Annotated in this window: 13 protein-coding genes; 5 read left to right on the forward strand and 8 right to left on the reverse strand. The window is 76.1% G+C overall.

Translation table 11 applies throughout. The features are described from left to right. The first annotated feature begins 48 nt into the window (after positions 1–48). On the forward strand, positions 49–600 hold the full coding sequence (locus ACWERV_RS23835; RefSeq protein WP_452936351.1) for a helix-turn-helix domain-containing protein: 552 nt from the start codon (positions 49–51) through the stop codon (positions 598–600). A gap of 128 nt (positions 601–728) precedes the next feature. Continuing rightward, complete coding sequence (locus tag ACWERV_RS23840) at positions 729–1,217, forward strand: YbaK/EbsC family protein (RefSeq protein WP_452936353.1); 489 nt, start codon at positions 729–731, stop codon at positions 1,215–1,217. A 254-nt stretch (positions 1,218–1,471) separates the two neighbouring features. Here ACWERV_RS23840 and ACWERV_RS23845 read toward each other — a convergent pair whose 3' ends face one another. Continuing rightward, complete coding sequence (locus ACWERV_RS23845; RefSeq protein ID WP_452936356.1) at positions 1,472–2,686, reverse strand: MFS transporter; 1,215 nt, start codon at positions 2,684–2,686, stop codon at positions 1,472–1,474. Positions 2,687–2,759: 73 nt separating this feature from the next. Here ACWERV_RS23845 and ACWERV_RS23850 point away from each other — a divergent pair, with 73 nt between their 5' ends. The 3 genes from ACWERV_RS23850 (at position 2,760) to ACWERV_RS23860 (ending at position 5,313) form a co-directional block, all read left to right on the forward strand. After that, positions 2,760–3,326 carry a CGNR zinc finger domain-containing protein gene (locus ACWERV_RS23850; RefSeq protein WP_452936359.1) on the forward strand — a complete coding sequence of 189 codons (567 nt, stop codon included), beginning with the start codon at positions 2,760–2,762 and terminating at the stop codon, positions 3,324–3,326. 154 nt (positions 3,327–3,480) lie between these two features. Next, positions 3,481–4,650: a Rieske 2Fe-2S domain-containing protein gene (locus ACWERV_RS23855; RefSeq protein WP_398189901.1), complete on the forward strand. Its 1,170-nt coding sequence runs from the start codon at positions 3,481–3,483 to the stop codon at positions 4,648–4,650. Positions 4,651–4,686: 36 nt separating this feature from the next. Continuing rightward, the gene (locus tag ACWERV_RS23860) at positions 4,687–5,313 is read left to right on the forward strand and encodes an NADPH-dependent F420 reductase (protein WP_452936361.1); all 627 of its coding nucleotides are present in this window, start codon (positions 4,687–4,689) and stop codon (positions 5,311–5,313) included. Positions 5,314–5,359: 46 nt separating this feature from the next. On the opposite strand, the gene ACWERV_RS23865 is transcribed toward ACWERV_RS23860, so the two are convergent. The 7 genes from ACWERV_RS23865 to ACWERV_RS23895 all read right to left on the reverse strand — a co-directional run bounded on the left by ACWERV_RS23865 (position 5,360) and on the right by ACWERV_RS23895 (position 12,847). After that, positions 5,360–5,950, reverse strand: a complete 591-nt coding sequence (locus ACWERV_RS23865; protein WP_452936364.1) for a dihydrofolate reductase family protein — start codon at positions 5,948–5,950, stop codon at positions 5,360–5,362. Between the two features lie 143 nt (positions 5,951–6,093). Then, a complete protein-coding gene (locus ACWERV_RS23870) occupies positions 6,094–7,398 on the reverse strand; it encodes an MFS transporter (protein WP_452936367.1) in 1,305 nt (434 codons plus the stop codon). A 72-nt stretch (positions 7,399–7,470) separates the two neighbouring features. After that, a complete protein-coding gene (locus tag ACWERV_RS23875; RefSeq protein WP_452936370.1) occupies positions 7,471–8,313 on the reverse strand; it encodes an STM4011 family radical SAM protein in 843 nt (280 codons plus the stop codon). A 6-nt stretch (positions 8,314–8,319) separates the two neighbouring features. Continuing rightward, positions 8,320–9,714 (reverse strand): STM4012 family radical SAM protein, encoded by a 1,395-nt coding sequence (locus ACWERV_RS23880; protein WP_452936372.1) that lies wholly within the window; start codon positions 9,712–9,714, stop codon positions 8,320–8,322. Beyond that, the gene (locus tag ACWERV_RS23885) at positions 9,711–10,526 is read right to left on the reverse strand and encodes an STM4013/SEN3800 family hydrolase (protein WP_452936420.1); all 816 of its coding nucleotides are present in this window, start codon (positions 10,524–10,526) and stop codon (positions 9,711–9,713) included. The genes ACWERV_RS23880 and ACWERV_RS23885 overlap by 4 nt, the downstream gene beginning before the upstream one ends. Positions 10,527–10,620: 94 nt before the next feature. After that, positions 10,621–11,841 (reverse strand): STM4014 family protein, encoded by a 1,221-nt coding sequence (locus ACWERV_RS23890; RefSeq protein WP_452936375.1) that lies wholly within the window; start codon positions 11,839–11,841, stop codon positions 10,621–10,623. A gap of 37 nt (positions 11,842–11,878) precedes the next feature. Further along, a complete protein-coding gene (locus ACWERV_RS23895; RefSeq protein ID WP_452936377.1) occupies positions 11,879–12,847 on the reverse strand; it encodes an STM4015 family protein in 969 nt (322 codons plus the stop codon). Positions 12,848–13,049: the final 202 nt, after the last annotated feature.

The following is a 13,049-nucleotide window of genomic DNA, read 5'->3' on the forward strand; positions in this document are numbered from 1 at the left end:
CCGCACGGCGTGCTAGCGTTCTGTTAACAGAACGGTGGTGGGGGTGCGATGGACGAGACGCTGGGCGCGCGGCTGCGGCGGCTGCGGGACGAGCGCGGATGCACGCTCTCCGAGCTGGCGCGGCGCAGCGGGATCGGCAAGGGCACGATCTCGGAGCTGGAGAACGACCGGCGCGGCGCCCGGCTCGACACCCTCTTCGCGCTCACCACCGCGCTGGACGCCCCGCTCGGAGCGCTGCTGCCGGACGGACCGTCCGCCGCGGGCCCCCCGGGTACGGGTGCCGTCCGGGGCGACTCCGTCGCGGCGGTGCTGCTCGGCCGCTGGCCGGCCGGACCGCAGCTCGTCGAGGTCTACCGGGCCGAACTGGCCGAGACCCGGCAGGACTCGGCGCCGCACGCGACGGGCGTCGAGGAGACCGTGACCGTGGTACGCGGCCGGGTCCGCGTCGGACCCGCGGGCGCCGGGCGCGACCTCGGTCCCGGGGAGAGCCTGCGCTACCCGGGCGACCGGGCGCACCGCTTCCGCGCGCTCGGCGGCCCCGCCGAGATCGTCCTCCTCATGCACTACCCGGACGGCGGCCCGGAGGACGCCGCCGGATGAACGCCGGACCCCGCGCGGGTCCCGCACGTACCTGCAGACCCGCGTACTCGCGTACCCGAGCACCGAACCACCGCACACCGACACGGCGCGGGCCGACCGACCGGCCCGCGCGGAAGGGACGCTCCACCATGACCGACGACCGGCAACTGCCCGCCCGCAGCCGCATCGTTCAGCAGCAGCTCGAGGACGCGGGGCTGAACGTCCGCGTGCACGAGCTGCCGGACTCCGCCCGTACCGCCGCGCAGGCCGCGGCGGCGCTCGGCTGCCCGGTCGGGGCCATCGCCAGCAGCCTGCTCTTCCTCGCCGACGGCGAACCGCTGCTCGTCATGACGAGCGGGCGGCACCGCGTCGACACCGCGCTGCTCGCGGCGAGCGCCGGGGTGCTGGAGGCCGCGATGGCCTCGGCGAACGAGGTCCGCCGGATCACCGGCCAGGCGATCGGCGGAGTGGCCCCGATCGGCCACCCCGCACCCGTGCGCACGGTGATCGACGAGGCGCTGCGCGAGCACGCGGTGGTCTGGACCGCCGCGGGCACCCCGCACACCGTGATGCCGCTGACCTTCGACCAGCTGGTGAGCCTGACCGGCGGTCAGCCCGTCAAGGTCGCCGCGGACTGAGCACGCCGCCCTCGCCCGAGGGGCGGACGCGCGCTCCCGGGCCGGTCGGCACCGGCTTTCGTGCCGCGACCGCGCGGACGGGGCGGTTACGTCCGCCTGCCGCCCTGGCACCAGGCGGGGCGCGGTTGCCCTCGGCCCCGGGATCCGGTCGCGGGCCGGGCCAAGAGTCTCGCGCCGCCCCGCCCCCCGCTCACCCCGAGGGCCGAGGGCGCGGTCGCCGCCGGGACCGGACCCGCGTACGTCGCGGCCTCCGCTCACCCCGCCGGTTCGCCCGCGATCCGTCCGCCGGCCGGGGATGTCGCGCCGGGTGCCGGGTCCTTGGCCGGGTGCGGGCGCGGGGTGAGGAACTGGGCGGCGGCGAGGGCGAGGGCCAGGGCCGCCATCGCGGACCACAGCGGGCCCGGCCCCGTACGGGCGAGCAGTTGCGTGCCCAGCAGCGGGGCGGCCACTCCGGCGAAGCCCCAGCAGGTGCCGAAGACGGCGAGGTAGCGGCCGGTCGCGGCGGCCGGGGCGAGGTCGGCCACGAGCGCGTACGCCCGGCCCATGACGAGCAGTTCGCCCAGCCCGCAGGGCACCGTGGCGGCGGCCGCGCCGGGCAGGCCGTGGGCGGCCGCGTAACCGAGCAGCCCGGCCGCGAGCAGCAGGTGGCCCGCGACGAGCGCGGTGTGCGCGGGGAGCGCGGCCACCCGGCGCAGGCGCAGCAGCGGCTGCCCGCAGACCACCGTGACGGCGGAGACGGTGAAGAGCACTCCGGCGTCGGCGGTGCGCAGTCCGCGGGCGGCGAGGGACAGCGGCAGCACGGTGAGGATCTGGAGGTAGAGCAGGGCGTAGCCGGTGCCGAGGGCCAGCATGACCAGCAGTCGGCGGTCCCGCCACGGCGTCACGGCGGCCGCCGCCGGGCCGCCGGTGCGGCCCGTCCTCCGGCCGGGCGGGACGGCGAAGCGCACCAGGGCCGCGCACAGCAGGCAGCTCACGGCGTCGGCGACGAACAGCCAGCGCAGGTCCCAGCGGCCCAGGAGTGCGGCGAGCAGCCCGGCGCCGATGCCGCCGAGCGCGAGCGCGGCGTTGAAGAGGCTGAACGCCCGCACCCTCCCGGCCGCTCCCGCGAGGTCGGCCAGCAGTGCCTGGCTGGGCGGTTCGTACAGTTCGAATGCCAGCCCCAGGGCGACGGCGGCGAGCGCGGCCGTGCCGAGGGACCGGGCGGCGGCCAGGCCCAGTTGGGCGAGGGCGCAGCCGGTGAGGCCGAGGACGACGGTGCGGCGGGCGCCCAGCGAGTCGGCGAGCCGCCCACCGATCAGCCGGGAGGGGATGGAGGCCAGCCCGAAGGCCGCCGTGACCGCTCCGGCGGAGGCGAGTCCGGTGTGGAAGTCGGTGGTGAGCAGGGCGGCGAGGAAGGGGACGGAGAAGGCGCCGAGCCGGTTCACGACGCGGGCCAGGAGCAGGACGCGGACCGCGCGCGGCAGACCCACCGGAGTACCTCCGTGACTGGCGAAACGGGTATTGTCAGTGACGACGTTACGTGCGAGGGGAGTAACTGGTCAAGTGCTGTTCGACAGTCACATGCAGAGGCTGCTGGAAGCGTCCGTGGCGCTGGTCAACGACCTCACGGACGGCCGCGCGCGCGGCCGCGACTACACCGCGCCACGCGGTCCGGAACGCTGCCGGGCCGTTCGAACGGCGCTGTCCGTACCGGCGCGGCACACCGTCACGCAGGCCGAGGCCGACGAACTGGCCGGTACCGCGCAGCGGCTGCGGGAGGTCTTCGAGGCCGCGGGCGGCGGGCGGCTGGACGACGCGGCCGAGACCCTCAACGCGCTGCTGCTGGCCCGCGGCGCCCGGCCGCAGCTCGACCGTGACCCCGACCGCGGCTGGCAGCTGCACTTCCACGGCCGCGACGACTCGCTCGCGGTCGGCTGGGGCGCGGGCTGCGCCACCGGCCTCGCCGTCCTCCTCGGCGGCGGCCTCGCCGGACGCCTCGGGGTGTGCGCGGCCACCGCCTGCGACCGCGTCTACGTCGACACCTCCCGCAACTCGGCCCGCCAGTTCTGCTCCACCGCCTGCCAGAACCGCACGAAGGCGGCCGCCTTCCGCGCCCGGCAGACCGGCTGACCGCGCCCCGCGCGGGGCCCGTGTCGCCTGTCCGGGCGCGCAGACCCGGCGGGTCCGCCCGGGGCGGCCCAGGATGAGGAGTGCCCGGGGGCTTCCCGGCGCGCCCGCGGCGGCGCGCCCGTGCGCCCCGCCGTCCCGCGTGCGAGGGAGAGGCATGACCGACAACGACACCGAGGCCACCGCGACGATCGAGCCGCACGACGACGGCGCCGCGCCCGCCCGGCGGGCCGGGGAGCGCGAGCCGGGCCGTCCCGCACCGGCCGACCTGCGGCGCGTCGGCCTGCACCCCGACCACTGGTATCCCGTCGCGCTCTCCCGCGAGGTGCGCATCGGCAAGGCCGTCGCGACCGCCTTCGCCGGGGAGCGCATCGCCCTCTACCGCGGCCGCAGCGGCTCCGTGCACGCGCTGGAGGACCGCTGCGCCCACCGCCAGGTGCCGCTGAGCATGGGTGTGGTGGACGGCGACACGCTGCGCTGCTGCTACCACGCCTGGGCCTACCGCGGGGACGGGCGGATCTCGCAGATCCCGTACCTGTCCAAGGGCGACGCCCGGCCGCCGCGCGGGGTGCGCGGCTACCCCGTCCGCGAGGCTTACGGCATGGTCTTCGTCTTTCCCGGCGACCCGGCCCTGGCGCAGACCGCGACGCTGCCGCAGCTGCCCGCGTACGGCCCGGCGGGCTACCGGACCATGACGTACTCGCGCACCGTGCGCTGCCACTACTCCTTCATGCACGAGAACCTGCTCGACATGAACCACCAGTTCCTGCACCGCGGTGTCGTCGGCAGGCTGCGCCCGCGGCTGCTGGACACGCGCACCGGCCCGCGGTCGGTCGAGGCCCGCTACCTCTTCCGGCACGAGGGCGGCAAACGCAACCGCGGCGCCGGGCTGCTCGCCCGGGAGGGCCTCGGCGGATCCGACTCCAGCGACGTCATGACCATCCGCACCGAATACCCCTACCAGACCCTCGACCTGGTCCCCGAGGGCGCCGAGCGCCCGGCCTTCCGGCTGTGGGCGGCCTACGTCCCGGAGGACGCCGAGCAGCGCACCTGCCACGTCTACGGGCTGCTCATGATCGAGAAGCCGCGCGTCCCGGGCGTGCTCCAGCTGGCCTGGCCGCTCATCCGGCGCTTCACCGAACGCGTCTTCGCCGAGGACCGGATGGCCGTCGAGGCCGAGCAGCGCGCCTGGGACGAGCAGGGCGAGGACCGCAACCACGAGGTCTTCCCGCTGATCCTGGACGTCCGCGAGGTGCTGCGCCGCAACGGCGTCCCGCTGGAACCGCGCCCCGCGGGCGCCCCGGCCTGCGCGCCCTGCACGTCCTGAACGGCCCGTACCCCCTCACCGCAAGGAGCACGACGCATGCGTATCGGAATCATCGGAGCAGGCCACATCGGCTCCACGCTCGCCCGCCACTTCGCCGCGGCCGGTCACCAGGTCGCGCTCGCCAACTCCCGCGGTCCCGAGACGCTCGCGGGCCTGACCGCCGACATCGGCGGCGGGGTACGGGCCGTCACCGCCGCGGAGGCCGCGGGCTTCGGGGAGGTGGCCGTCGTGAGCATCCCCTACGGGCGGATCGACGAGCTGCCGCGCGCCGAGCTGAGCGGAAAGATCGTCATCGACACCTGCAACTACTACCCGCAGCGCGACGGCCACGAGGCCGACCTCGACGACGGCGCCACCACCTCCAGCGAGAAGGTCCGCGCGGCCACCGGCGGCGACGTGGTGAAGGCCTTCAACGCCATCTTCTGGGAGAACCTGCGCGACCGCGGCCGCCCCGAGGGCGACCCCGAGCGGCTGGCCATCCCGGTCTCCGGGGACGACGCCAAGGCCAAGAAGGTGGTGGCCGGCCTCATCCGCGAGATCGGCTTCGACCCGGTGGACGCGGGTCCGCTCGCGGCGGGCGGCCGCAAGCACCAGCCCGGCACCGACGTCTACACCGCCGAACTGCCCGCCGCCGACCTGGCCGCGGCGCTGCACGCCGCCTGACGCCGCCGCGCCCGAGCACCGGAGGACGCCGCCGCGCCCGAGCGGGCTACGGCGCCGTGTCGCCGGGCGCGTAGACGGTGACGACCACCCCGCTCGGCGCGGGGCGCACCTCCACGGTCTCGAACGCCGCCGGTGCGAAGCCGTCGGCGAAGAGCCGGTGGCCGGAGCCCAGCACGATCGGGTGCACGCACAGCACGTACTCGTCGACGAGGCCGTGCGCCGCGAGCGAGGCGACCAGCGCCCCGCTGCCCATGACGTGCAGATCCCTGCCCGGCGCGCGCCGAAGGGCGGCCACCGCCGCCGGCACGTCACCGCCGAGCAGCGTGGAGTTCGGCCACGGCAGCGGCTCGGCCAGGGTGCGCGAGGCGACGTACTTCGGGGCGGCGTTGAGCGCGTCGCGGAACGGGCCGCCCTCGGCGTTCCAGTGGCCCAGCACGTCCTGGTAGGTGCGGCGCCCGAGGAGGAAGCCGCTGCCGGCGGACAGCCGCTCGGCCCAGACCCGGGCGACCGTCCCGTCGCCCGCGCGCTCGGCGGCCCAGCCCCCGGCGGTGAAGCCGCCGCGGGTGTCCTCGTCGGGTCGGCCCGGCGCCTGGACGACGCCGTCCAGGGTGATGTGGTCGATGACGACGATCCTCATGGCACTCCCGCTCCCCGGCCGCTGCGGGGGAGGCGGTCTCCCGCGGCTGCGGGCCGGACGCCCGCCTCCATGGTGGACCGCCGGACGCCCGGGACCTCGTCGCCGCGCGCACCCGGGCCGCCGCCGCGCCCCGGCGCGCCCGCTCAGGCGGCCTCCGCGCCCTCCGGCGCGCGCGGCGCCTGCTGCGGCGCCGGGCCGGTCCGCGCGTCGTAGGCCATCAGCGCGGGCAGTGACGCCGCCAGCAGGCCGACCGCGGCGACCCCGGCGAGACCGCCGGACCACACCGACGTACGGGCCGAGGTCATCGCGGCGACCGCACCCGAGCGGACCTGGCCGAGCTGCGGGCCGACCGAGTACGACAGCAGCTCGATCCCGGCGAGGCGGCCGCGCAGCGCGTCCGGGATCGTCTGGTTCCACATCGTGCTGCGGCCGATACCGCTGATCATGTCCATTCCTCCGGCCAGCGCGAGGAAGAGCAGCACGAGCCAGATCTGCCGCACCCAGCCCGCACCGGCCATCGCCGCGCCCCACCCCGCGGCCGCGAGGACCACCATCCGGCCGTGCCGGTGCACCCGGGTGGCCCAGCCGCTCGTCAGGCTGACCAGCAGCGAGCCCACCGACCCGGCCGCGTACATCAGGCCCAGCGACCAGCGGGCGTGCAGGTCGTCGGCGAGGAAGGGGTAGATCGCGGCCGGATAGGCGAAGAACATCGCCGCCAGGTCGATCGCGTACGTGCCCAGCAGTTCCTTGCGGCTCCACGCGTAGCGCGCGCCCTCCGCGATCCCGCGCAGCGAGGGCCGGGCGGCGTCGTGCGCGGCGGGGGAGCGGCGCAACCCCAGACCGAGGCACACCGACACCGCGAAGGTCGCGGTGTCGGCGGCGTAGGCCCACTCCAGCCCGGCCCAGGCGATCACCAGCCCGGCCAGCGACGGCCCGGCGATGGCCCCGACCTGGTAGCGCAGGGCGTTCAGCGCGGCCGCCGCCGCGAGCTGGTCGCGCGGCACGATCCGCTGCACGATCGCGTCCAGCGCCGGGCGCTGCAGACCCGTCAGCGCGCTGGACAGCGCCGCCACCACGTACAGCGGCCACACCCCCGGGTGCGGCAGCAGCGTGTTGACCAGCAGCGCCGCCGACAGCAGGCCCTGCGCCGCCTCGCTCGCGTTGATCAGCAGCTTGCGGTCCATGGCGTCGGCGAGCGCCCCGCCGTACAGCCCGAAGACGACCAGCGGCACCAGCTCCACCGCGCCGATCGCGCCGACCGCCGCCGCCGATCCGGTCAGGTCCTTGACCTGCACCGGGAGCGCCACCAGCGTCAGGAAGCTGCCGAAGGTGGTGATCACCCCCGCCAGCCACATCAGCCGGAAGTCACGCGAGGTGCGCCAGGGCGTCACGTCCGGCAGCAGCGCCCGCAGGCGGCCGGTGCGGGGAGGGGCGTCGTCTTTTTCCACAGCCGTGCATCGTCCCTGGTCACGGCGGCCGGACGCAAAGGCTTTTCCGGCGCCGCGGCCCGTCCGCGGGTGTCAGCGCCCGGCGGGGACGCGCTCCAGGACGCCGCCCGCGAAGACGTCGTAGAGCGGCAGCGACTCCAGGTGGACGTAGCCGATGTGGCAGTCGCACACGGCCAGCGGGCAGGGGCGCGGGGCGAGGGCGGCGCGGAAGGAGCCGTCGTAGAGACTGCCGAGGGTGTCGCGGACGAAGTGGCAGCGGCGTACGGTCCCGTCGCCGTCGACCGAGATCACCGACTCGCCCGTGCGGCAGGGGAGTCCGGCCGAGCGGTGCGGGTGCCGGCTGTAGGGGAAGAGCGGGTCGAGGGCCGTCCACCGCGCGGCCTCGGCGTCGGTGTAGGTGTGCCCCTCGGCCGCGTTGACCCACAGGTAGTGCCGCTCCGGCAGGTCGGCCCGCAGCCGCCGGGCCGCGCCGAGGTGCTCGGGCAGCCCGACGACCCCGACGCTGAACCGCACGTCCAGCGCGGCCAGTTCCCGGGTGCGGGCCAGGAAGCGGTCGTACGGGGTCTGGCCCGGGTGGTACGTGCACCACAGCGCCGCCTTGGCGCGGTCGGCGTCGGCGAGCCACCCGGTGCGGCCGCTGAGGTTGGTCTGGATCGCGACCCGGCGCACGTGCGGCATGTGCGACAGCCGCACGATCGCCTCCCGGTACCAGGACCGGGTCAGCCCCTCGCCCCACGGGGTGAGGAGCACCGCGAGGGTGTCGTCCTGCGCGGCGGCCCACTCCGTGAAGCGCTCCAGCGCCGCCCGGTCGGCGCGCAGCTGGGCGGGCGTGTCGCGGCGCTTGGCGAACGGGCAGTAGGGGCAGTCGTAGTCGCAGGAGGCGAGCGGGCCGCGGTAGAGGAGCGTGAGGTCCATCCGCGCTCACCGGACCTGGTGGGCGGCCATGGCGGCGCGCACCCGGGGCGAGAAGAGGGCAGGACCGGCCGCGTCGGAGTGCGCGAGGCCCTCGGGGCTCAGCCGCAGCAGGGCGGGCGGCGCGCCCGCGTCGAGCCAGCCGCGGGCGGCGAAGGCGGCGAGTTCGGCGGGGAAGTCCTGCTGCGGGGTGCTGCCGAAGCGGGCGCGGTAGCCGGCCACCTCCAGCCCCTCGGCCTGGAGCAGCGACTGGAGCAGATGGCGGCGGCGTGCCTCGTCCGCGTCGATCGCGCGCCCGTGCTCGGCGTGCCCGAAGTCCGCGGTCGTGGTCGCCGTGTAGTCGTCGACGATGCCGCGTATCTGCGGCATGCCCACCGCGTAGTCGAAGGAGTAGTGCAGGCCCGCGGTGTACGAGCGGGCGCCGCAGCCCAGGCCGACCATGCCGTCGGTCTGGCACGCGTGATCGACGGGACCCTGCGGCGCGGGCGCGTCGGCGCGCCGGAACATCCGCATCGACTCCTGCCGGTAGCCGCGCTCCAGCAGGTGGTCGCGGCCGCGCCGGTAGAGGTCCAGCCGCTGCGCGTCCCACGCCGGGTCGCCGGTGTCGGTGCGTCCGTGCAGGCCGGTGGCGGGGCGTACGTACAGCGGGTAGAGGTACAGCTCCTCCGGGCGCCAGGCGAGCGCGGCGTCCAGGGAGGAGCGCCAGCTCGCCGGGGTCTGGCCGCCGATGCCGTAGATGAGGTCGATGTTGAGCACCGGCACGCCGGTGTCGCGTATCCGGCCCAGAGCCGCCTCGACGTCGGCCCGGCGCTGCGGGCGGACGGCCGCGCGCGCCTCGTCGTCGGCGAAGCTCTGCACCCCGAGGCTGATCCGGGTGGCGCCGCGCGCGGCCAGCACGGCGAGCCGGTCGGCGGTCGCGGTCGAGGGCGACGCCTCGACGGAGAGCGGCACTTCGCCGAGCGGGGCGCCCATGCGGTGCTCGGCGATGTCGCACAGCCGCTCCAGTTCGGCGGCCTCCAGGAAGGTCGGGGTGCCGCCGCCGAAGGCCGCCGCGGCGAAGCGCACCGCACCGGCGGCCCCGCCGTCGTCGAGCGCGGCGCGGACCGCGTCGGCCTGCCGCTCCAGCGCGCCGAGATAGCGGGTGGTGAGGTCGCCGGGGGCGCCGACGCGGGTGAACAGGTTGCAGAATCCGCACCGCACCTCGCAGAAGGGGATGTGCAGGTAGAGCGCGAGGGCGTCCTTGGGCTCGTCCCGCCACAGGTCGCGCAGCGCCGGGCGGTCGGGGAGCGCCCGGTAGGCGGTCTTGTGCGGGTAGGCGTAGACGTAGTCCTGGTACGGGCGCACGGCGGCGGCTGTCGCGGCGGACGGCACGGGAGCCGGGACACGGGGCGGGGCGGTGGTCATGCTGCGGGCTCCCGGTGCTCCAGGAAGAAGTGGGCGTAGGGCACGGTCCACACCGACGGGTGGCCGATGCGGTGGCCGCTCCAGCCGTCGTCGCCGTACGCGGTGCCGTGGTCGGAGCAGACGATGGCGAAGCAGCGCCGGCGGGAGCGGGCGGCGGCGAAGAGCCGTCCGATGTGCCGGTCGACGTACATGAGGGCGGCCCGGTGCGTCGCGCGTGTGTCACCGGCGTCCTTCGTCGCGCCGGGCAGGTGGAACCAGTTGGGCTGGTGCAGTGCCGAGACGTTGACGAAGAGGAAGAGCCGGCGCCCGGCGGGCAGCGCGGCCACCACCTCCTCGGCCCGCCGCACCTGCGCCTCGAACGAGGTGGGCGAGGCGACGCCGAACTCCGGCTCCCAGTGGCTCTCCGCGAAGAGACCGGGCAGGACGCCGCCGAGCGCGCCGCGCCGGTTGAAGAAGCCGACACCGCCGATGCACACGGTGTGGTAACCCGCCGCGGCCAGCCCGCCGACCAGGTCGGGCGCGTCGAAGACCCAGGTGCCGTCCGCGGTGGACTCGCTGCCCTCGAAACGGGCGGCGAACAGCCGCGGATGCGGTCCCGGCGCCGCCGGGGTGGGCAGGAAACCGGCGAACATCGCCTGGTGGGAGGCGTAGGTGAAGCTGCCGGGTGCGTGCCGCCGCTCCCAGGCGCCGCCGGGCAGGTGCGGCGCGAGGTTCGGCAGCCGCCCCTCCGCGGCGAGTTCGGCGGCGACGTCGTGGCGCAGCGTGTCGAGGGTGACCAGCAGCAGGTCGTCACGGCCGACGACCTCGTTCATGTCGGGATTCGCGTACGGGCCCGGCGCGGGCGTCGCGGCCGGGGCCTGGTGCGCGTCGGGGGCGGGGTGCGGCGGCCCGCCCACGGCGTCCGGGTCAGGTCGATGCACGGTGCTGCTCCCTCGCAGGTGTTGCGGGTGGTGCGGGTCTCGCGGGTGTCGCGGGAGCGGCCGGTCCCTCCGCCGCCGCCGGACCCGCGGGGCCGCCCGTCCGGGCCGCCACGTAGGCGGGCAGCGCGGCGAGTTGGGCCCGGTAGGTGTCCAGGCCCTCCGCGAAGGTGCCCCGCAGACCCGTCAGCCGTGGCAGCAGGTCGCCGAAGGCGTTGACCTCGGCGACGGCGAAGCGCCGCCAGCCCGCCGCGGGCAGCAGATCGACGCCGACCGCGAGCGTGCCGGGGAAGCAGGCCGCCGCGCGTTCGCAGACGCGCAGGCCCTCCTCCCAGGCCGGACCGGCCGCTGCCACGGCGGCCGCGAGGTCGCCGCGGGCACCGCCGAGGTGCAGATTGGTCATCGGCCAGCGGCTGGTGCGCAGCACGGCGTGGGTGGCCCTGCCCGCCACGACCAGCACCCGTACGTCGGCGGCGCGGCCGTCCACCGTCGCCTTCGGCAGCCAGCGTTCGACGTGCAGCCCGTCCGGCGCGAGCGCGTCGACCAGTGCGGCGGCCTCGCGCTCGGCGGTGACACGGCGCACCCGCAGCGAGTTGAACAGCCGCCCGTCCACCGCCTCCACGGACGTCGTCGCCCGCACCCGGCCTCCGGAGGCGGTCTCCAGCGCGAGCACGCCCGAGGCCGACGAGCCGTGCGCCGGTTTGACGAAGACCCGCGGCATGCGGTGCTCGCGCAGGAGCGTCCGCAGGTCGTCCCAGCCGCGTACGGGGGTGTCGCCGCCGCTCGTCGGCGATTCCGGCACGGGGACCCCGGCCCGCGCCAGCAGGCGGTGGCAGGCCCGCTTGTCGAAGAGGACGGCCAGCTCGTCCGGGTCGTCGAGCCGTACGCCGCCGCGCAGTGTCCGCACCGCCGCGGTGAAGGCGGCGTACCAGCGCGCGCCGCCCTCCACCCGGGTCGGGTCGTCCACCCCGCGCAGCAACCGGTCGACCTCCGGGTGCTCGCCCGGCGAGTCCAGCCGTACGACCTCGTCGGGCGCGAAGCCGGCCCTGCCGTCGCGCAGCACGTCCAGCCACGGCACGACCCGGGGCGCGGCGAACCCGGCGTCCACCGCCGCCCCGGCGAACAGCCGCACCCGGCGGTTGTCCGGATTGCCGACCACCGCCAGCCGCGGGCCCCGCCCGCCGCCCGGCACCGCTTCCTCCCCGGTCACCTCCTGCCCCCTGTCCCTTCCGCCGGCCCGCGCGCCGCTACTCGCCGACGGCGACGTAGCGCCAGACGGTGCCCGTGTCGCCCTCGGTGTACGACTCGGCGTTCGCGCTGCCGAGGTCGAGCCGGACGCCCGCGGGCTCCAGCGTCTCGCGCAGCTGCCGGGCGACGTCCTCGCCGATGTAGTTGTGGTGCAGATCCAGTGACTTCAGGTGCGTCAGCGGCTGCCCGGCGAGCAGCGCGGCGGCGCCCTTGTCCGTCAGCACGCCCATGGACAGGTCGACCTCGTCGAGCCGCGCGACGACCGGGGCGGTGGCGAAGGCCGTGGCCACCGCGTCCTGCATGTCGCTGTTGCGCAGCGCCAGCCGCCGCAGGGCGGGCAGCCGGGTGCCGGTCAGGAAGGGTTCGAGGTCGGCCACCGTGGCGTCGCCGCCGTAGTCCGAGGTGCCGAGCCACAGGTCGAGGTCGGTGAGCGCCGGGAGGTCGCTCGCGGCGATCCCGCGCACCACGTCCGCGCCCAGCCCGCCGCTCTGCACGACGAGTTCGCGCAGGTTCTCGTGCCGGACGGCGGGGAATTCCAGGCTGTTGCCGCCCCGGACGCCGAACCGCTCCAGCTCGGGGAAGCCGGTGAGCAGCGGGGTGAGATCGGCCTGGACGATCCAGGAGATCTCGCACTCCTCGAAGGTCATGTCCCCGATGAAGAGCGAGCGCAGCGCGGGCAGTTGTTCGCGTGCGGCGAGCAGCGCCTCGACGACCGGCCCCGGCCCCTCCTCGTACGCCTCCGGCCACGCGCCCACGACCAGCGCCCTGACCTGGCTGAGGTCGACGGCGGCGGTGAAGCGGGCGAAGGCCTCGGGCCAGGTCTCCTCGCTGTCGTAGGTGTCCGCGGCGATCCGCCACGCGGCCTCTCCCGCGGCGGCGTCCGGGCGGCGCCGGTCCGCCGGTGACGGCCAGTCGACGACCGGCAGTCCGCCGTACTCCTTCAGGTGGTCGTGCACCAACCCGCTCATGTCCCTGTCCCGTTCACGCCGCGTCGAGGTGTCCCCGGACGGCGGGGCGCTGCGCCCGGCCGTCCGGAGCCGATGTGTGATCACGTTGTACCAAGAGGGTCCGACAACGCCCGCCGGGGGCCCGTCCGCACCGCCTCCCGTCCGCCGAGATCCCTCCTCCAGTTCCCGGCCTGGTGCCCGGCCTCGTGCCCGGCTTCTTGCT

It is taken from the genome of Streptomyces sp. NPDC004031 (assembly GCF_053604375.1).

Coding starts and splice junctions, on each gene's coding strand:
- ACWERV_RS23835 (WP_452936351.1), top strand. CDS start 49: ATGGACGAGACGCTGGGCGCGCGGCTGCGGCGGCTGCGGGACGAGCGC.
- ACWERV_RS23840 (WP_452936353.1), top strand. CDS start 729: ATGACCGACGACCGGCAACTGCCCGCCCGCAGCCGCATCGTTCAGCAG.
- ACWERV_RS23855 (WP_398189901.1), top strand. CDS start 3,481: ATGACCGACAACGACACCGAGGCCACCGCGACGATCGAGCCGCACGAC.
- ACWERV_RS23860 (WP_452936361.1), top strand. CDS start 4,687: ATGCGTATCGGAATCATCGGAGCAGGCCACATCGGCTCCACGCTCGCC.
- ACWERV_RS23865 (WP_452936364.1), bottom strand. CDS start 5,950: ATGAGGATCGTCGTCATCGACCACATCACCCTGGACGGCGTCGTCCAG.
- ACWERV_RS23875 (WP_452936370.1), bottom strand. CDS start 8,313: ATGGACCTCACGCTCCTCTACCGCGGCCCGCTCGCCTCCTGCGACTAC.
- ACWERV_RS23880 (WP_452936372.1), bottom strand. CDS start 9,714: ATGACCACCGCCCCGCCCCGTGTCCCGGCTCCCGTGCCGTCCGCCGCG.
- ACWERV_RS23885 (WP_452936420.1), bottom strand. CDS start 10,526: ATGAACGAGGTCGTCGGCCGTGACGACCTGCTGCTGGTCACCCTCGAC.
- ACWERV_RS23895 (WP_452936377.1), bottom strand. CDS start 12,847: ATGAGCGGGTTGGTGCACGACCACCTGAAGGAGTACGGCGGACTGCCG.